Origin of the sequence: Gallaecimonas xiamenensis 3-C-1 (assembly GCF_000299915.1) — a bacterium.
GTDB lineage: Bacteria > Pseudomonadota > Gammaproteobacteria > Enterobacterales > Gallaecimonadaceae > Gallaecimonas > Gallaecimonas xiamenensis.
In genome coordinates this window covers 29,704-46,931 of the sequence record NZ_AMRI01000019.1, presented here as the reverse complement: position 1 = coordinate 46,931, position 17,228 = coordinate 29,704, and the positions used below count along the sequence as shown (strand labels likewise).

Sequence of the window (17,228 nt, the reverse complement as noted above, 5' to 3'; positions counted from 1 at the left end):
GTGGGCGGCTGCCTTAGAGGAAGCTCAGGCCCAGGGCGATGATGACGCCGCTGGCCAGCAGCTGCACCAGGCAATAGCCCATGATGTCCCTGGCGCCAAGGCCGGCGATGGCCAGTACCGGCAGGGCCCAGAAGGGCTGGAGCAGGTTGGTCCAGGCGTCACCCCAGGCCACCGCCATGGCCACCTTGGCCACGTCCACATCCAGCATCTGCGCGGCCGGCAGCATCACCGGTGCCTGCACCGCCCACTGGCCACCACCGGAGGGCACAAACAGGTTGATAAGGCCGGCGGACAGGAAGCTCCACAGGGGCAGGGTGTCGGCGGTGGACACCTTGACGAAGAACTCGGCCAGGTGGGTGGCCAGGCCGGAGCTTTGCATCAGCGCCATGATACCGGCGTAGAAGGGGAACTGAATGAGGATACCGCCGGCGGTGGATACCGCCGGGGCCAGGGCCCCCAGGAAGCGGGCGGCGGTGCCGAACATCAGCAGCGCCAGGGCCAAAAAGCACAGGTTCAGCACATTGAGGTTCAGGCCGCCGCCACCGACAAAGTAGGGCACCAGCCAGGCCAGCATCAGGGCGGCGGTCAGGTACATGGGCCAGCGCTGGTTGAGCATGGGGCCGTGGCCGGCCACCAGGTTGTCCTGCTCTTGGCTCTGCACCTTGGCCAGCTTGCCCTTACTGTCGAGCATCAGCATGTTCAGCAGCGGCATCACCACCAGCAGTACCGCCACCAGGATCAGGTTAAAGGGGGCGAAAATAGTGTCGCTGGTGGGGATAAGGCCAATCTGGCCCTCGGAGAAATGCCCGGGGGTGTTGATGGTCAGGGGAATGGAGCCGGACAGGCCGGCGTGCCAGATCAAAAAGCCCGAATAGGCCGAGGCCACCAGCAGCTTGTAGTCGATGGCGATTTCCCGGGCGATGGCGCGGGCAAAGAAGGCCCCTACCACCAGGCCAAAGCCCCAGTTGAACCAGGAGGCCAACAGCGCCACCAGAGTGACGGCTACGATGGCGCTCTTGGGCCCCGGCAGGCGGCGGGCCAGGGCGGCCAGGGCCTTTTTCACCGGTGGCGTCGACGCCACCAGGTGGCCCAACACCAGGATCATGGCCATCTGCATGGCGAAGGTCAGAAGGTTCCAAAAGCCTTTGCCCCAGGCGTCGATGGCGGCCATGGGGGCCATGCCTTCCACGCCGATGGCCAGGCCGACCACAACCATGGTCAAAAGCATGACCAGGACGAAGGGATCAGGAAGATAGCGCTCAACCAGGCGCACCGCGCCCTTAACGAACCACCCCATAATGTTTTCCTTTTGCTGCTGTCGTTATAACGGCCGGGGTGAAGACCCACAGCCTTGTGGGTCTAGGGTAGCGGATCAGGGGCGGCAACAGCTCTTATACTTTCGTCCAGATCCGCAGGGGCAGGGGCCATTGCGTTCGGGCTCGGGATAGCTGCCGGAATGGAAGTACCAGCGCCCTTCTTCCTTGACGAAGCGGCTCTTTTCCAAGTGAAAGGCCAGCTTGTCGCCGTCCTGGTAGCGGGCCAGGAAGGTGACGAAGCTTTCGCTGGGGCCGGCCTGGTGGCCAAGGATGACCAAGTCGTGCCAGGGCAGGGCCACGAAGGGGGCGATATCCGCCAGGCTGGGCCTGCTGCTGCCATGCCAGCTGTCGAGGATGAACTGGGGCCGGTTCACCACATGGGCACAATAGCGGGCCCGCATCAGCGCCTCGGCATTGGCCGCCTCGGCCCCCTGGTGCAGGGGGCCGCAGCAGCGGTCATAGGGCAGGGCGCTGCCGCAGAGGCAATCAGGCTGCATGGGCGGTCAGTACCACCACGTCCCAGTAGCCAAGGGCCTGGCCCTGGGCTGGGATCACCGGCGCGGCGTTGTGGAAGTATCGGGCGTCGTTAAGGACAACGTACTGGCCGTCGGCAAAACGCTCACAGAAAAAGGGTGCGCTGTCCTTGGCCTCGTAGAGCATCACTTCACCGCCTTCGACGGTGCCAGAACCCATGACGTAGATACCCAGGTAGTCAAAGCCGTCCTGGTGCACCCCTTCCGGGGCCGGGGGGGTGGCGTCACGGGATTGGGTCTTGATGCGGATCTGGTGGATCTCGATCACTGCGTCGTCCCCCAGGCTGCATTGGGCCTGGAAATCCTTGAGCATGGTGGTCATGGCCTGGCTGTGCAGGCTTTGCTCGGGGATCTCCTGGTAGCGGCGTTCCACATCACCCAGGTACTGGTTGATGTTGCTCGACTGCATAAAGGTCTTGGTGGGCTGGCGCAGCACCTGGCCGCCTTGCACCTTGACGTTGGAATAGCAGCGGTAACGAAAATCCCCCTGGATATAGGGGTCGACCGGCAGGTCGGCAAAGCTCTGTGCCAGTTCGGCCACGGCCTGGGCGTTCAGCTGGCCATGGTGAAGGGTAAAGTCGGATGTGGGGGTCTGTAGGGAATGCATAGCCTCTCCAAATACCTCTGTCAGGCAACAGGGGCGGCATTATACAGAGGGGCCATGACAGTGTCATGGCGAAGGATGTGACGTAAACGTCAACTTTGACGTACGGGGAAGAATGAAAAAAACTAATGCGTGCACAGCTAAAATAACTCGTTAGTCCACCGTCTCCTTGCTGATTAGACTTGGCGCACCTTGAACAGACCAGGAGCAGCGCAGCGGTGGACTACGGCATTTACACCCAATTTTTTGTGGCCATGTTAGCCATCGTCAACCCCTTTGGGCTGCTGCCGGTCTTTATGGGCTTGACCTCCCACCAGGATCAGGCCGAGCGGCGCCGCACCGCCATGATGGCCGCCTTCGCCTCGGCGGTGATCCTCTGGGTGGTGCTGCTGCTGGGGGAAGACTTGCTGAAGTTCTTCTCCATCTCCGTGGCCTCTTTCCAGGTGGCTGGTGGCGTGCTGCTGAGCTTCACTGCCCTGTCCATGTTGCAAGGTAAACTGGGGGAAACCCGGCGCACCACAGAGGAAGGGCGGGAAGCGGCGCGCATGGAGTCGGTGACCCTGGTGCCCCTGGCCCTGCCCCTTATCGCCGGTCCGGCCGCCATCACCACCGTCATCGTCTTTACCCAGGCCCATCACAGCCTGGTGGACAAGGGCGCCCTGGGTCTTGCCATCGGCATACTGGCGCTGGTGACCTGGGGGGTGTTCCTGTGCGCCCCCATGCTGGCTCGCTGGCTGGGTACCACCGGTATCAACCTCATCACCCGGGTGATGGGCCTTATCATGATGGCCCTGGCGGTGGAGTTCATGGCCAAGGGCGTCAAGGGGCTGTTCCCGGCCCTGGCCGGTTAAGGCGCGGTTGGGCCCCAGGGCTTACACTTGTCGGGATAACACCTAAACGGAGCTAACCGATGAAAACCCGCTTGCTGCTTTGCCTTACCGCCCTGTCTTTGCTTGCCGGCTGCACCTTGCGTGGCCCAGAAGTGCGGGTCAAAGCCCCGGAAGTGGTGGTGGACGGCCAGGGCACCCATTGCCCCCCAGGCCAGGCCAAAAAAGGCCGCTGTTAAGAAAAAGGCGCCCGATGGGCGCCTTTTTCAATGGGGCTGGCGTTCAAACACCGTGCCTACCTTGGGCAGGAACAGGGTGCCGTAGAGGCGGCTGGCGTACTCGTCGGTCATGCCGGAGATATAGTCGGCGATGACCCTGGGGCTTTGCCCTGCCGCCTGCCAGCGGCCACGGGTGTTGTCTGGCAGCAGCCGGGCCGGATCCGAGGCCAGGGCTTCGAACAGGGCCATGACGATCTGCTGGCCCTTGTATTCCAGCAGCTGCAACTCCGGGCGTTGCACCACGTGCTTGTAGACAAAGTCCTTGAACACCTTGAGGGCGGCGCCGTGGGCGTCGGGCAGGCCGGCATTAACCGCCAGCAGTGGCGCTTCGAAGCCTTCCACCTGATGCAGGGACACGGCGGTAATAAGGCTGTTGACCAAAGCGCCTATGGCCTGTTTGCGAAGATGGTGCTGGCCGGAAAAAAGATGCTGGCTGAGGCTATCCAACTGCGGGCCTACATAGGGCAGGTCCAGGGCTTTTAGGTGCGCGGTGACGTCGCTGTCCCAGGCGTCGCGGCTCACCAGGCCCATGACGATGGCATCTTCCATGTCGTGGATGGCGTAGGCGATATCGTCCCCCAGTTCCATGATGGAACAATCCAGGGACTTGTAGCTGGCCTTGCGGTGGCGCCCGGCTGCCACCGAGGCGGTAAAGCGGTCCCGGTCGGCGGGACTGAGGGGAGCGAGGATCCAGTCCAGGCAGTCCTGGTCTTCGTCGTAGATGGCCTTGGCCGGGTACCAGTCGCCGGCCTTGAGCTGGCGGGCATTGGCTGGCGCCGCAGCCTGCTCGCCTCGCACCTGGCTTTGCAGCACCGGGTACTTCAACACCCCCAGCAGGGTGCGCCGGCATAAATCCATGCCGTGGCCTTCGGTGTAGGGTTCGAGCTTGGCGAGGATGCGCAGGGTCTGGGCATTGCCTTCGAAGTTACCGTCGCTGCGCATCAGGTAGTTAAGGGCCACTTCGCCGCCATGGCCAAAGGGCGGGTGGCCGATGTCGTGGGCCAGGCAAAGGGCGTCCAGCAGGGCGTCTTCCCCCAACAGCTCGCCGTAGGCCGGCTGCTTGCGCTTGAGTTGGCCGAGGATGCCGGTGCCTATCTGGGCCGCTTCCAAGGAGTGGGTCAAGCGGGTGCGATAGAAATCACTCTGGCCCACCCCCAATACCTGGGTCTTGGCCTGCAGGCGGCGAAAGGCCGCCGAGTGCAGAATGCGGGCCCGGTCCCGCTGGAAGGGGGAGCGGTGGTCTTCTGCCCTTTGGGTTTGGGTCTCACTGGCCCTGGCGAGCCAGGCTGTGTTCTGGGTCATCGGCGATGTCATCCAAGGAAAGGGAGAAGCTGGGCACGAACTCGTCCAGGAAGTAGCGGATGGGGTCGTTCATGCGCTGGGCCAGCATGGCTTCCAGGCGACGCTTGGCCTGGCCGAATTCGTGGTTGCCAAAGTTCTGCTCTTGCAGGCATTTAAGGTAGGCGCAAAGGATGTCGGCGTCCTTGACCAGGCTGTGCAGTTCGGCTTCGTCGCTGGAGGCCACAAACAGGGCCTGGTAGGCCGCCTTGAGGGGCGGCGGGGCCATGGCCACCAGCCGCTGTTCCGCTACCGCCTCAATCTTCTTGTATTCGTCGGCGATGGCCGGGTTGTAGTACTTGACCGGGGTGGGCAGATCGCCGGTCAGCACCTCGGAGGCGTCATGAAAGAGGGCCAGGGTCGCTACCCTGTTGGGGTCGAGCTGGCCGCCGAAGCACTGGTTTTTGATAAGGGCCAGGGCGTGGGCCACCATGGCCACCTGCAGGCTGTGTTCGGCGACGTTTTCGGGGTGGACGTTGTACATCAGGGGCCAGCGGCGGATGAGCCGCAGGCGGGCGAGTTGGGCAAAGAGGTGACTGGCCAAAACAGGCTCCTAAGAACTGGCTCACACCAGAGGTAACACTAGTGGCGCCGGGGTGCAAGCTCCGATACCCTTAAGACCAGTATGCCGGCTTTGGCGGCAGGAGGCCCGGATGAGCACCAGTATCAGTACCCATTACGCCCCGTTGGACTTGGACGCCAAGGCGACCCCTAACCCAGCCCTGGCTGGCAACCCCCTGCTGGGGGACAAGGAACAGGAACGGTCCCAGAACCTCACCGCCCAGGCGGTGCCTTCTGCCGCGCAGGCCCAGCAGCTTGAACAGCTCAAGGCCCGGGACCAGGAAGTCCGCACCCACGAACAAGCCCACCAGAGTGCCGCCGGCCCTTATTCCCAAGGTATCTCCCTGCAATACGAGCGGGGCAGTGACGGGCGGCGCTATGCGGTAGAAGGAGAAACCGGTGTCGATACGGCGCCGGTGCCCGGCGATCCCCAGGCAACCCTGGAAAAGGCCCAGACCATATTGCGGGCCGCCCTGGCCCCGGCCGAACCCTCGGCCCAGGACAGGCGGGTGGCGGGGGAAGCCCAGCGCATGATGGCCGATGCCAGGGCCAGTATCGCCGCCCAGCAGCAGGAAGCGGTGCAACAAAAAGGCACGCCGCAGCGTGCCTATGAAAGTGTTGCCAATGTTAAAGGCTCACTGGGCCTGGATCTCCTGGCCTGACATCAGCGCCTTGATGTAGCGCACCGGCGATGAGCCGTAACTCAGGAACTGCTCGTTAAAGGCCTTCAGGTCGAACTTGTCCCCAAGGTCCTTTTTCTGGGCCTCGCGAAAATCGTAAATCTCCCGGTAGCCGGCGTAATAGCTGGTCAGCTGCACCTGTGACAGGCTGACCCGGCGCCACTTGCCACGGGCTTCGGCTTCTTCCTGGAAGGCGTCGTTCATCAACAGATCCAGAGCCTTGTCTTCGCTCATGTTCAGCACATGGACGCTGTAGTCGAGGATGGTGTTGCAGATGGTGCGCAGGTTCCACTTGTAGTACATCAGCCACAGTTCGGGCTCATTGTTGCCGTAACCGGCTTCCAGCATCATGCGCTCGGCGTACACCGCCCAACCTTCCACCATGGCACCGTTGCCAAACAGGCTTTTGACCAGGCTGGGTGACTGGTTGGAGTACACCAACTGGGCATAGTGGCCGGGAATGGCTTCGTGGATGTTCAGCACCTGCAGCATCCAGTGGTTGTACTCGCGCAGGTAGCTCTCGGCCTGGGCGTCGGTCATGCCGTCCAGCGGGGTGACGTTGTAGTAGGTGTTGCCGCCCTTGTCGTAGGGGCCAGGGGCGGAAATGGAGGCGCCGGCCACGCCGCGCATGTATTCGGGGGTTTCCCGCACCACCAGGGGTTTGTTGGGATCCAGGGTCAGCAGCTGGTGCTGGTTGACGAAGGCTTCAAGCTCGGGGATCTGGGCCTTGACCGCGTCGACGAAACCGTCCCGGGCCACGTGGCGTTTGGCCAGCTTGTCGATGAGCTTCTTGACGCCGGCATTGCCTGCCAGGCGCGGCTGGCCGGGGAAGTAGCGGCTCCACAGCTGGTCGGTGATGCGGTTCATTTCCTTGAGCACTGCTGCCTTGTCGGCCAGGGCCTTGTTGTACAGCTCTTTGGCGGTGAGGCCGGACTGGATGTCGAAGGCGAACTTCTTCTCGTAGAGATCTTCACCCAGGCGGAAGGAGCGGGCATTGCCTTGCTCTTCAAGGTCGCTCTCAAGGGCTTGCAGCCAGTCTATCTGGGCTTTGATGGCGGCCTTGGCCTTGTGGTAGGCCTTCTCGAACTGGGCCTTCTCGGCATCGCTAAGGGTACTGCTTTTGGCCTGGGCCAGCAGGTCGTCGTTGATAATGGAAAAAGCGCCCTGGTTCTGGACTACCGCCAATTGGGTGTGTTCCAGGGTGGGGTTTTGAATGTTGCTCCTGGCGGCGGCGTAATAAGCCGGGGTCTTGGCCAGGCGCTCACTGATGGCACGAAGGCGCACTTCCAGGGGGGCAAAGCTGCCGGTGGCCAGTTGGGCGATGCCGCCGGCCACATTGTACTCGGACGGGTCCCACTGCCAGGACTTGAGCTCTTCTATGCCAAAACGGATGCTGCCCAGTTGGTTCTTGATCAGCAGATAGTCGATTTGCTTGGGGGCAGCCAGGGCCTGGATATCGATGGCCGCCAGTTTTTGCTCCCAAAGGGCCACGAAAGCCAGGTCTTTGGCGCGAGCCTGGGCGGTGGGGATCTCCAGATCACCGGCGTGCTCAGCGTGGCCTACATAGAGGCCCCAGGTGGGGTATTGCTGCCAGAAGGCGGGAATGAAGTCATTGACCAGGGCGTCGAAGGCCTGCTGCTGGCCTTGGGTGGCCACGGCGGCGACGGGTTCATTGGCGCTGTGGCTGGCGCAGCCCAGCAGGGCGCTGGACAGGGCCAGGCAAAGGAGGGTTCTTTTCATTGATCGTTATCCCTAAATGAGTCGTCAAAAAGCATCCAGCAAGGCCAGCCCCTTGGCAAGCCTCAGCGGGACGAATGGCCGTTTCCCTGTTTTGAAACGCCACCGGCCACCACCAGGGGCAGCACTTCGGAAGCGGAAAGCGCCAGGGGCGTTACCTTGTCTTTGGCCACCAACACCAGGTTGCCGGCAAAGTTGAAAGACTGGGGCAGGTAAACGGCGACCCGGCCTTCCAGACCAAGCTCTTCCAGGCTGTCGCGGGTAACGAAGCCAATCACTTCGATATCGCCATTGATCCTGACCAGCACCGGCTTGGAAAAGCGCTTGTCCTGGCCCATCAGTGCTCCCAGTACGTCCTTGATGGCGCCATAGAGGAGTTTGACCCCGGGCAGTCGCTCCATCACCTTGTCCACCAGGTTGAACAGCTGGCGGCCAAGGAAGTTACCGGCCAGAAGACCTATGGCCATGATGATGGCAAGGGTCAGCACCAGGCCGACCGGCGCCACCAGCCAATGGGGCAGGGGGCCACCGGTCAAGGGCTCGAGCAGGGCGGCGATGGGCTTAAACAACGCCTCGTTGAAATACACATAAAGGGCCCAGACCAGGTAGACGGTCAGTAGCACGGGGGCGGTGATCAGGAAGCCCTGGATCAGCCAACGCAGGGGTTTGAACATGGTTTCTTCCCATAAAAAAGGGGAGCCTAAAGCCCCCCTTTTGGTCAGGTCAACTGACTTCGTTATTTGGTTTCCGGTACCCGTTTGGTGGCGGACAGCTTGGCTTCGATACGGCGGTTGGCCGCACGGGCTTCTTTGCTGGTGCCTTCCATGGTCGGGCGGCCTTCACCGTAACCCACTGTCTTGATGCGGGCGCGGTCGATACCAAACTGGCTGGCCAGGGCTTCACCGACGGAGGCGGCGCGGCGCTCTGACAGCTTGAGGTTATAGTCGGCGGCACCGGTGTCATCGGTGTGGCCTTCAATCACCACGTCCAGCTGCGGGAAGTCTTTCATAAAGGTGGCTACGCGCTGGAGCTCCGGGTAGTACTGGGGCTTGACGGTAGCGGAGTTGGTGTCGAAGTTCACCAGCAGCTTCTCGGTCACGGTTTCGGTTTCGTACTTGGTACAGCCGCGCTCGTCGACCTTGTAGTTGGCCGGGGTACCGGGGCAGGCATCGCTCTCATCCGGTACGCCGTCTTTGTCGGAATCCACTACCACGGGAGCCGGGGCCGGCTTGGGAGCCGGAGCGGCTTTTTGCGGCGCAGAGCCGAAGAAGTACTGGATACCGACGTTGGCCAGGTAGTCGGTGAAGTTGCTGTCGTCCTGCTGGGCGGCGGCTTCGACTTTAAAGGCCAGGTTATCGTCCAGGAAGGTACGGTAGCCGACGGTCAGGCGGGCGAAGGTGTCGTGCAGCTGCTCGACATTGGTGCGGTTGATACCCAGACCGGTGTAGAAGTTGTCGGTGATGTTGAACAGCACGTCGGCACCGAAAGACTCACCGTAACCGGAAGAGCCGGTGCCGCGCAGGTCGGCCTGCAGGTAGTCGTAGTAACCGCGCACTTCCCAGTTGGGGCTGATGCGGTAACCCAATTCCAGGCCAGGCACGAAGGTTTTGAAGTCTTGTGACGGCTCATAAACGCTGGAGCCTTTGCTCACCATGCGATCCGAGTCCAGATCCATGGCACCAATGTGGCCACCCAAATAAACTCGGCCGGCCAGATCCTCTTTAGTTGCGGACGCATGAGCGCCGAAAGTCAAAGCCAACAGAGTGGCAGCAGCAGACAAACGAAAAGCGCTAACCTTTTTCATAATCACTCCCTGCAAAAAGGAAAAAGCAAAAATATCGTGACTCGGGGTAGTCACGTCGGGGGAAAGTTTAGGCAAGAATTGAAAAAAGCGACAATCTGAAACTGGATAAGGGTTTAGCTGCGATTAAGCGAGCATGGTCTGCTACCCCTGTATCCTTAACGGCGCAGTAACAATAACTCTGACTGGTGCTTTTTTGGCAGGGTATAAAGCACTTCGGACTCGTCCGGTGAAATATCAAATTGTGCCTGGTAACCCTGAGGTAATTTTAATACTTCGGAAATGGTTCCACTGCTGAGATCGTAACGATGAATATGCTGTTCACCCCGGTCGGTTAAATAGTAAATACCGCTTCCGGCTAATTGCCAACCGTCGCAACGTTGCCAGGTGATATTGGTTCCCACCTCGGCCAAGCTACCGTCGGCCAGGTTCATGCGCCAAAGGCCGGGGGTGTGGACCCGGGTCAGGTATAAAAACTGCTCTTTGTCGTCCGGCTGGCCGCAATAGCCGCCAGAGCGGGTGATCTGGGTGGGTTGGTCGCTGGACCTGTCCCAGCGCCAGATCTGCCAGTCGCCGCTGGCATTGGAGGCAAAATAGAGGTGCTTGCCGTCCCGGCTCCAGCGGGGGTTGGCGCCGCCGTAATCGCTCAGCAGGTGGGTTTCACGCCAGCGCGACTCCTCGGTGTCGAACTGCAACAAATCCACGTTGCCGTTGGCCACAGCTACCTGCGGGTTGAAATGCAGCTGGCCGAGGCGATTGTCTTCGTCAAAGTCGGTAAGCTGCAACTGCAGGGTTTCGGTCATCCGCCAGTATTGGCTGCGGCCGGTACGCCTTGAGGCAAAATACAGGGTCTTGCCGTCCGGGCCGAAGCTGGGGGCATACTCTTCGGCGTCGGAATTCACCAGGGCCTGGGCCTTGGCGTCAGGGGTAAAGAAGGGGTTGGCGGTCTTGTAGATATCCAGCTCAGACTCCCCCTGCACCACCACCATTTGGTCGTGACTGGGTTCGTAGACGGGGCCATGAATGGGCAGATCCGAGAGAATGTTCTGGCTGAGCAGGTTGTTGTCGAGCCTTTCCAGGCGCCCGGGTTTCTCTATCAGGAAAAAGTGACTGATGTCTTCGCCCCAGCTGAAACTGTTGCGGTGCAGGCTGCCGGTCATATAGATGGCCAGCAGGTGGTAGCCGTGGGAGGCTTCCATGAACATCAGCACCTGGTTTTGCCAGCGGTTGTCTCTGACCACCATCAGCTGGCTGGCATCATGGGACAGGGCAAAGGCCACGTCACCGGCGCCCGGATCGATAGGGTTGGTCAAGGGCACGGCCTGGCCGGTGGACAGCCGCAGCCGGTATACTTGGTAGGGTTTTTCCGGGCTGGCCCTGTGGTTGTAATACAGGGTCAGGTCATCACCGCCGAAGCGGACCATGGTCTTGTCGTTTTCGTCCAGGCAGGGGGCTACCTTATGTTCCCCACTCAGGGTGGCACTGTCCTTATCTATCTGGGCTACCCGGATCTCGCAGCGGTGTTGTTGGCGCCAGACAAAGGCCAGGCTATTGCCGTCCGGTGACCAGGCCGGGGAGCGGCGATCCGCGTCCAGGCCGGTCAGTGCCTGGGGTTTGGACACAGAGCGGGTACCGGGGGTCGGCAGTCTTTGCAGGTAAAGCTGACGTGGCCCGTCATCCTCACTGTAGGTAAAGGCCAGGTATTGGCCGCCGGGGGAAAACTGCGGCTGGCTTTCTTCCCCGGGCTGGGCGGTCAGCTGCAGTCGCTCGGTGAAATTGGGACTAAAGGCCAGTTCGGCAAAGAGCTTGCCGATAAATGGGGACAGCAACAGCAACACCAGCAAAGTGCCGTATTTGAGGCTGCGATAGGTCTTGGGGCGCTCTTCACTGCCGGGCACCAGGGAAGGGGGCAGCCGGGGGGCTTCGAGCACCACGTCTTCCACCTGTGCCACCAGGCGGTAGCCTTTTTTGGGCACGGTGACAATGTAGCGGGGCTGTTTGGCGTCGTCCCCCAGGGCACGGCGCAGCTTGACGATAAACTGGTTGAGGGCGTTGTCGGAAACAATAACGTCTGACCAGGCTTCGTCCAGCAGCTGGTCACGGCTAACCACTTCCCCGGCGTGGCGGGCCAGCAGGGTCAGTATGGCCATGGCACGGGGTTCCAGGGTGATTTCCTGGCCGTCCTTACTGATGAGATGCAGGCCCGGACGGACCAACCACTCCCCAATCCGGAACGCTGTCTTCACCTCTGCAACCAGAGGAGGGGCACCGTTCGTCAATCTAAGTCCTTGATTTTTATTTTAAAATAAAAAGATCACAAAAATCTCACCTGTTTATCATGCCCTTCCTTGGTCAACAGGGCAACCTGAGATGGCGTTGGCATGAGGCGCCCCAAAGTTCCCGTGCAATTTGGCCGGCCGATTCGTCGGCAAGCCAGGCAAGGGAGAGGGAGACACGGGAACCCAAGGCACCCCAACCAATGTCGCATCGCTATATAACCCTGGACATCCAGCGGTTTTTTGGACGCACCTCGCGGCTTCCTTCGGGAAGCCGTTTTTTTTATCTGAAAAAGGCGCCTTGTGGCGCCTTTTTGCATTTACTTGATAAGGCCGATTTCCCGCAGCCTCTCCATCAGGTAGTCGTCAGAGCTGATGGCGGGGTCTTTCTTGGGCCTGTCTTCGCTGACGCAGCTGTCCAGGGCGTCGATGATGACGTCCGGGTTGAAGTGCAGGAAGAAGGGAATGGAATAGCGGGAGTTGGCGCTAAAGGGCATGGGCGGGTTCACTACCCTGTGGGTGGTGGAGGGCAGCAGGTAGTTGGTCATACGCTGCAGCATGTCGCCGATGTTGCAGATGATGGCCCCTTCGATGATGGACACTTCAATCCAGCTGCCGTCTTTGGCCAGCACTTCCAGGCCCGGCTCGCGAGAGCCTACCAGCAGGGTCAGCACGTTGATGTCTTCGTGGGCGGCGGCGCGCACCGAAGGGGTGCCTTCGTCGATGATGGGCGGATAGTGCAGGGGGCGCAGAATGGAGTTACCCAGGTTGACCTTGTCTCTGAAGAAGTCGCGGGGCTGTTTGAGGTAAACGGCCAGGGCGTCCAGCACCTTGTTGCCCAGGGCATCCAGGGCCTGGTAGAGGTCGAGCATGCGGGTTTTGAAAGCCGGCACTTCTTCGGGCCAGACGTTGGGAGTCAGCTGGGGGTAGGGGGCTTGGCCTTCCAGCTCACGGCCCACGTGCCAGAACTCTTTGAGGTCGACGTGCTTGGCGTCCTTGGCGATCTCGGTGCCAAAGGGAGTGTAGCCACGGGCGCCGCCCTTGCCTTTAAGGTGATATTTTTTCTTGGTTTCTTCCGGCAGGGCGAACAGCTCCCGGCTGATATCCAGGGCGCCGTGGATGATATCGTCGCTGATCCCGTGCTGGGTTAGGGCAACGAAGCCGAAAGACTCGTAACCCTTGCCGATATCCTGCACCAGGGCATCGAAATCGTTGTCATAACGACTCATGTCGATATGAGGAATGGAAGCCATTGTCTGTTCCTTATTATCAAATCGATTGCGTGAAGCCAAAAAAGCCCCGGGATCCTAGTCAGGGATGCGGGGGCTGGCAAGCGGTGTGGGCAGAAAAAAACCGCCTGACGACGGTTTCTTTGGCTTACAGGGCGGCGTTGAAGATGCCGCTGAATTCCTGGGCGTCTAGCGAGGCCCCACCGACCAGGGCGCCGTCTACGTCGTCCATCATGAACAGGGCCTGGGCATTGCTGGCCTTGACCGAGCCACCGTAGAGGATGCGCAGGGCCTGGGCACTGGCCGGATCCTGGGCTGCCACCTGGGCGCGGATAAACTCGTGCACCTTTTGGGCATCGACTGGGCTGGCGGCCTGGCCGGAGCCAATAGCCCAAACCGGCTCGTAGGCGACCACCGCATTGTCAAAGGCCTTGCGGCCACAGCGCTTGACCACGGCTTGCAGTTGGTGGCCGATGACATCTTTGGTTTCGCCGTTGTTGCGCTCGGCCTGGGTTTCGCCAACACAGAGCACCGGGATAAGGCCGGCGGCCTTGACCGCTTCAAACTTGCGGGCCACTAGGTCGTCGTTCTCATGGTGCATGGCGCGGCGCTCGGAATGGCCAACCAGCACATAACGTACCCCAAACTCACCGAGCATGTCGGCGGCAACTTCACCGGTGAAGGCACCCTGGCGGTTGACGTCGATGTTCTGGGCGCCCAGGGCTATTTGACTGTAGCGCAGCAGGCGTTCGGCCTGGCCCACAAACACCAAGGGCGGGCAGACGGCTATCTCTACCCCTTCGACTTCATTGGCCTTGACCATCAGCTCGACGAGCAGTTTTTCCACAGAAGCCTTGCTGCCGTGCAGCTTCCAGTTTCCCATCACCAGTGGACGTCGCATCCTGAGTGATCTCCTTAGCTTGTAGGGTCTTGGTCTTTATTATGGCGCGAGAGGATACCACAGCTTAAAGCAGGGCTTGGCGCCATTGGCCGTTTTTGAGGCTTGCCGCAAAACTGTCGGCCAAACGATTGCCTGCATCGATCACCTCCTGCCAATAACGGATACGGCTGTCATCATCCAACTGCTCGAAATCCTTGCGGTCGCTGATCTTGCCATAGGGCAGTTCGGCCACCAGGGCCGGCGACGGCGCCACCATCACCACGTTGTCGTAATGGGCGGCTTTGGGCTTGCGCCACTTGAGGCCCTTGTCGAACCAGCCTGGAATGGCCTGGGGATAGAAATGGGGGTAGAGCACCAGGCCTTGGGTGTGAAAGGGCAGGTCGAAGTGGTAGTCGATGATGCCACCGTCCCGGTGCACCTTATGACGGCTGCCATCCAAGGCGACCCCTTCCAGCACCAGGGGGATGGCGCCGGTGGCTTCCAGGGCCTTGGGCAAATTGCGTTGGGTCAGGGGCAGGTATTCGGTGGGCAGATCGCCGGTGCCAAACCAATGGGGCTGGCTGCCGGTGTGGAAGATACTGCGGCTAAAAAAAGCCCCCAGGCTACGCCTGTGCAGCACATTGCCAAGGGCTGCCAGGCCCAGGCCCAGCATCTGCGGACCTTTGCGCTCGCTTTGCAGCAAGCCTTTGCAACCGGCAGTCACCAGGTGCAATTGTTTGAGGGGGTTGGCGACGATCTCCTCGGCGCCACGGCTGCCCAGCAAGGTGGTCACCATGGCCCGGCTCGAATCGGAGATATGGCGGGGTGTGGCACCTTGTGCGTAGGACAGGTGATGGTAAAAGTCGCGAAAGCGCACTATGGCTGCCACCGGATCGGCGCTGGCATGGGCTGCCATGCGCCAGCCTCCCACCGAACTGCCCAGCAGGTCCAGGGATCTGCCCGCCAAAAACTCCCCACCTAGAAACTGGTCAAGGCCGGACAGCACAAACCATTTGGGGCCCCCGGAGGCCCCCAGCATGGCGCTGAAAAGTTCAGGGGCAAAGTCCTGCTCCAGCAGGCGCTGACGGGCGCTGGCGCCAGCTTTGATGACAAAAGGAAGGCTCATGGAATGTACAGGCCGGTAATGACAAAGGCCCAAGAATGCCAAAGGCCGACGACAGGGACAACGGCTTGACGGGGTGATAAAGTTCATATAGATATCTAATTGATATCAATTTGGAGGATTCTAGGATGAAAGAACAACGTCGCAAGGTTGCGTCCGGTTACCTGATGCTGGTGGTACTGCCCCTTTTGATACTGCTGTCCTTTTTGGCAGCGGCGGCTATGCCAGGCCTGGCCTGGAAGCTGTTGTCGGCCCTGGTGGGCCTTTGTGCCATCGTCAGCCTGTTCGGCTTTTTCATGGTGGCTCCCAACGAGGCCAAGGTATTGCAGCTGTTTGGCAGCTATGCCGGCACTGCCATAACCCCTGGGCTGCGCTGGGCCAATCCCTTCTACAGCAAGCAGCGGGTGTCCCAGCGGATCCGCAACTTCGAGAGCGACAAGCTCAAGGTCAATGACGCCGCCGGCAACCCCATTGAGATCGCCGCCGTTGTGGTATGGCGGGTGGTGGATACCTACGAAGCGGTGTTCGAAGTGGACGACTTTGAGGACTTTGTGTCCATCCAATCGGAAGCGGCGGTGCGCAACCTGGCCAGCTCCTACCCCTATGACCAGCACGAAGAAGGGGAGGTGGCCCTTCGCAGCCACACCCAGGACATTGCCGAGCAGCTCAGAACCGAGATCCAAGACCGGCTGGACAAGGCCGGAGTGGAGGTTATAGAAGCCCGCATCTCCCACCTGGCCTATGCCCCGGAAATCGCCTCGGCCATGCTCAAGCGCCAACAGGCCGCTGCCGTGGTGGCCGCCAGGGCCAAAGTGGTAGAAGGAGCCGTGTCCATGGTGCAGATGGCGCTGGAGCAGCTGAAAAGCCAGGGGATAGTAGAGCTGGACGACGAGCGCCGTGCCCAGATGGTGTCAAACCTGTTGGTGGTGCTGTGCGGTGAGAGCCACACCCAGCCGGTGGTCAACGCCGGTAGCCTGTACTGAGTCATGGCCAAGAAAGCCTATCCCTTACGGATTGACGACAAGGTGTTGGCGGCCCTGCAAGGCTGGGCGGACGACGAGCTGCGCTCCATGAACGCCCAGATTGAATACCTGTTGCGCCAGGCCTTGTACCAGCAGGGGCGACTAAAGCCGCCCCTGCCAAAGGTGGTGCAGGAAGGGGACGATTAAAGGGGCAGCACTTGCGGTGCTGGCAGGCCCAGGGCCTTGGCCAACTGGGCCGTGCTTTCTTTGAGATCCACCTTGCCTTGGCGCTGGGCCAGCACCAGCCGGCTGGCCTGCCAGGGAATACCGGCCATGGCCGCCTGGATAAGGGCCCCTTGCAAAGGCGGCAGGGAAGGATTGTAGGCGGCATTTTCAAGATAGGTGCCGGTCACTACCTGACTGCCCATCTGCAATGCCACTCCGGCCAGGGTGCCGGTGTAAGGGGCATGGCTTTGGCTGGCGGCTTTGGCGGCGGCTTGGTGCAGGGGATCGGTACTGGTGGTGGCCAGGCTGTGCTGGCGTGGCGCCAGCAGCCGCTCTTCCTTGTCCAGGTCCCAGGGCCCGAAGGCGTCCGGCAGGTAATCGGCCAGGGTCAGGGCCGGGCGGCCGGGCAGCAATACCCGCAGGCTCAGATCCTGGGATATCTCGCTCATAAATTGCCGGCAATAACCGCAGGGGCTGTAGTTGACTGCCAGGGTCACCAACTGCTGCTCACCTTGCTGACGGGCATGATTGATGGCGCATTGTTCGGCGTGAATGGTCATGCCCAGGGTGGCCCCGGCAAATTCCTGGTTGGCCCCGAAATACCAGATACCGCTTTGGCCCTCGACTATGGCCCCCACGTAGAAGTCGGAGATGCTGGCATGGGCAAAGCAGCGGGCCAGGGGCAGCAGGGCCAGCATCAGCTGATCTTTGTCCAGGCCGCTGAGGGCGCACCAATGCTGGACCTGTTCTGGAGCCAGGCGGGCAGCGAAGGGGCGGGTGGCCAGCCAGTCGGTTGCCGGCTGTTGCAGGGCCGACGGCAAAAGCGGCAATGAAGCCGCTAGCAGTGTGTTGTTCATC

The 17,228-nt window shown here is 61.0% G+C and carries 18 protein-coding genes; 5 read left to right on the top strand and 13 right to left on the bottom strand.

Annotated features, from left to right (window positions below):
- Window positions 1-13: 13 nt before the first annotated feature.
- From B3C1_RS13345 to B3C1_RS13335, 3 genes are all read right to left on the bottom strand, one after another.
- Window positions 14-1,297, bottom strand: coding sequence for a short-chain fatty acid transporter (locus B3C1_RS13345; RefSeq protein WP_008485449.1), 1,284 nt, complete (start codon window positions 1,295-1,297; stop codon window positions 14-16).
- Window positions 1,298-1,372: 75 nt separating this feature from the next.
- Window positions 1,373-1,813: a YchJ family protein gene (locus tag B3C1_RS13340; protein WP_008485445.1), complete on the bottom strand. Its 441-nt coding sequence runs from the start codon at window positions 1,811-1,813 to the stop codon at window positions 1,373-1,375.
- A complete protein-coding gene (locus B3C1_RS13335; protein WP_008485443.1) occupies window positions 1,803-2,456 on the bottom strand; it encodes a 2OG-Fe dioxygenase family protein in 654 nt (217 codons plus the stop codon). Before B3C1_RS13335 ends, B3C1_RS13340 begins: the two co-directional genes overlap by 11 nt.
- 215 nt (window positions 2,457-2,671) lie before the next feature.
- Between B3C1_RS13335 and B3C1_RS13330 the strand changes: the two genes are divergently transcribed.
- Window positions 2,672-3,304: a YchE family NAAT transporter gene (locus B3C1_RS13330; RefSeq protein WP_008485442.1), complete on the top strand. Its 633-nt coding sequence runs from the start codon at window positions 2,672-2,674 to the stop codon at window positions 3,302-3,304.
- Window positions 3,305-3,363: 59 nt separating this feature from the next.
- Window positions 3,364-3,519, top strand: coding sequence for a hypothetical protein (locus B3C1_RS20455; RefSeq protein ID WP_008485441.1), 156 nt, complete (start codon window positions 3,364-3,366; stop codon window positions 3,517-3,519).
- Window positions 3,520-3,546: 27 nt separating this feature from the next.
- On the opposite strand, the gene B3C1_RS13325 is transcribed toward B3C1_RS20455, so the two are convergent.
- Both B3C1_RS13325 and yfbR read right to left on the bottom strand, forming a co-directional pair.
- The gene (locus tag B3C1_RS13325) at window positions 3,547-4,860 is read right to left on the bottom strand and encodes an anti-phage deoxyguanosine triphosphatase (protein WP_008485440.1); all 1,314 of its coding nucleotides are present in this window, start codon (window positions 4,858-4,860) and stop codon (window positions 3,547-3,549) included.
- Window positions 4,823-5,380, bottom strand: coding sequence for a 5'-deoxynucleotidase (gene yfbR, locus B3C1_RS13320; RefSeq protein WP_237750997.1), 558 nt, complete (start codon window positions 5,378-5,380; stop codon window positions 4,823-4,825). Before yfbR ends, B3C1_RS13325 begins: the two co-directional genes overlap by 38 nt.
- A gap of 169 nt (window positions 5,381-5,549) precedes the next feature.
- Here yfbR and B3C1_RS19455 point away from each other — a divergent pair, with 169 nt between their 5' ends.
- Window positions 5,550-6,119 (top strand): putative metalloprotease CJM1_0395 family protein, encoded by a 570-nt coding sequence (locus tag B3C1_RS19455; RefSeq protein WP_008485438.1) that lies wholly within the window; start codon window positions 5,550-5,552, stop codon window positions 6,117-6,119.
- Here the strand turns inward: B3C1_RS19455 and B3C1_RS13310 are convergent.
- The 7 genes from B3C1_RS13310 to B3C1_RS13280 all read right to left on the bottom strand — a co-directional run bounded on the left by B3C1_RS13310 (window position 6,093) and on the right by B3C1_RS13280 (window position 15,186).
- Complete coding sequence (locus tag B3C1_RS13310; RefSeq protein WP_008485436.1) at window positions 6,093-7,877, bottom strand: DUF885 domain-containing protein; 1,785 nt, start codon at window positions 7,875-7,877, stop codon at window positions 6,093-6,095. The two genes, B3C1_RS19455 and B3C1_RS13310, sit on opposite strands and share 27 nt — an antisense overlap.
- A 62-nt stretch (window positions 7,878-7,939) precedes the next feature.
- Window positions 7,940-8,548, bottom strand: a complete 609-nt coding sequence (locus B3C1_RS13305) for a DUF502 domain-containing protein (protein ID WP_008485434.1) — start codon at window positions 8,546-8,548, stop codon at window positions 7,940-7,942.
- Between the two features lie 62 nt (window positions 8,549-8,610).
- Window positions 8,611-9,678 (bottom strand): OmpA family protein, encoded by a 1,068-nt coding sequence (locus B3C1_RS13300; protein WP_083858336.1) that lies wholly within the window; start codon window positions 9,676-9,678, stop codon window positions 8,611-8,613.
- Window positions 9,679-9,833: 155 nt separating this feature from the next.
- The gene (locus B3C1_RS13295) at window positions 9,834-11,921 is read right to left on the bottom strand and encodes a winged helix-turn-helix domain-containing protein (protein ID WP_156804544.1); all 2,088 of its coding nucleotides are present in this window, start codon (window positions 11,919-11,921) and stop codon (window positions 9,834-9,836) included.
- Between the two features lie 350 nt (window positions 11,922-12,271).
- Window positions 12,272-13,204, bottom strand: a complete 933-nt coding sequence (locus B3C1_RS13290) for an isopenicillin N synthase family dioxygenase (RefSeq protein WP_008485429.1) — start codon at window positions 13,202-13,204, stop codon at window positions 12,272-12,274.
- 124 nt (window positions 13,205-13,328) lie between these two features.
- Window positions 13,329-14,081, bottom strand: coding sequence for a triose-phosphate isomerase (gene tpiA / locus B3C1_RS13285; protein WP_008485428.1), 753 nt, complete (start codon window positions 14,079-14,081; stop codon window positions 13,329-13,331).
- Window positions 14,082-14,145: 64 nt separating this feature from the next.
- Window positions 14,146-15,186 carry a hypothetical protein gene (locus tag B3C1_RS13280; protein ID WP_008485427.1) on the bottom strand — a complete coding sequence of 347 codons (1,041 nt, stop codon included), beginning with the start codon at window positions 15,184-15,186 and terminating at the stop codon, window positions 14,146-14,148.
- Between the two features lie 125 nt (window positions 15,187-15,311).
- Here B3C1_RS13280 and B3C1_RS13275 point away from each other — a divergent pair, with 125 nt between their 5' ends.
- Together B3C1_RS13275 and B3C1_RS13270 are read left to right on the top strand one after the other, a co-directional pair.
- Window positions 15,312-16,166 (top strand): SPFH domain-containing protein, encoded by an 855-nt coding sequence (locus B3C1_RS13275; protein ID WP_008485426.1) that lies wholly within the window; start codon window positions 15,312-15,314, stop codon window positions 16,164-16,166.
- 3 nt (window positions 16,167-16,169) lie between these two features.
- Entirely contained in the window at window positions 16,170-16,352 is a 183-nt protein-coding gene (locus B3C1_RS13270) for a type II toxin-antitoxin system antitoxin (protein ID WP_008485425.1), read from the top strand.
- Here the strand turns inward: B3C1_RS13270 and cdd are convergent.
- Entirely contained in the window at window positions 16,349-17,227 is an 879-nt protein-coding gene (gene cdd / locus B3C1_RS13265) for a cytidine deaminase (RefSeq protein WP_008485423.1), read from the bottom strand. The genes B3C1_RS13270 and cdd overlap by 4 nt on opposite strands.
- Window position 17,228 lies beyond the last annotated feature (1 nt).

Bases quoted from the DNA above. Each gene is read 5' to 3' on its own strand.
- B3C1_RS13345 (WP_008485449.1), bottom strand. From the start codon at position 1,297: ATGGGGTGGTTCGTTAAGGGCGCGGTGCGCCTGGTTGAGCGCTATCTT.
- B3C1_RS13340 (WP_008485445.1), bottom strand. From the start codon at position 1,813: ATGCAGCCTGATTGCCTCTGCGGCAGCGCCCTGCCCTATGACCGCTGC.
- B3C1_RS13335 (WP_008485443.1), bottom strand. From the start codon at position 2,456: ATGCATTCCCTACAGACCCCCACATCCGACTTTACCCTTCACCATGGC.
- B3C1_RS20455 (WP_008485441.1), top strand. From the start codon at position 3,364: ATGAAAACCCGCTTGCTGCTTTGCCTTACCGCCCTGTCTTTGCTTGCC.
- B3C1_RS13325 (WP_008485440.1), bottom strand. From the start codon at position 4,860: ATGACCCAGAACACAGCCTGGCTCGCCAGGGCCAGTGAGACCCAAACC.
- yfbR (WP_237750997.1), bottom strand. From the start codon at position 5,380: ATGTACAACGTCCACCCCGAAAACGTCGCCGAACACAGCCTGCAGGTG.
- B3C1_RS19455 (WP_008485438.1), top strand. From the start codon at position 5,550: ATGAGCACCAGTATCAGTACCCATTACGCCCCGTTGGACTTGGACGCC.
- B3C1_RS13310 (WP_008485436.1), bottom strand. From the start codon at position 7,877: ATGAAAAGAACCCTCCTTTGCCTGGCCCTGTCCAGCGCCCTGCTGGGC.
- B3C1_RS13305 (WP_008485434.1), bottom strand. From the start codon at position 8,548: ATGTTCAAACCCCTGCGTTGGCTGATCCAGGGCTTCCTGATCACCGCC.
- B3C1_RS13300 (WP_083858336.1), bottom strand. From the start codon at position 9,678: ATGAAAAAGGTTAGCGCTTTTCGTTTGTCTGCTGCTGCCACTCTGTTG.
- B3C1_RS13290 (WP_008485429.1), bottom strand. From the start codon at position 13,204: ATGGCTTCCATTCCTCATATCGACATGAGTCGTTATGACAACGATTTC.
- tpiA (WP_008485428.1), bottom strand. From the start codon at position 14,081: ATGCGACGTCCACTGGTGATGGGAAACTGGAAGCTGCACGGCAGCAAG.
- B3C1_RS13280 (WP_008485427.1), bottom strand. From the start codon at position 15,186: ATGAGCCTTCCTTTTGTCATCAAAGCTGGCGCCAGCGCCCGTCAGCGC.
- B3C1_RS13275 (WP_008485426.1), top strand. From the start codon at position 15,312: ATGAAAGAACAACGTCGCAAGGTTGCGTCCGGTTACCTGATGCTGGTG.
- B3C1_RS13270 (WP_008485425.1), top strand. From the start codon at position 16,170: ATGGCCAAGAAAGCCTATCCCTTACGGATTGACGACAAGGTGTTGGCG.
- cdd (WP_008485423.1), bottom strand. From the start codon at position 17,227: ATGAACAACACACTGCTAGCGGCTTCATTGCCGCTTTTGCCGTCGGCC.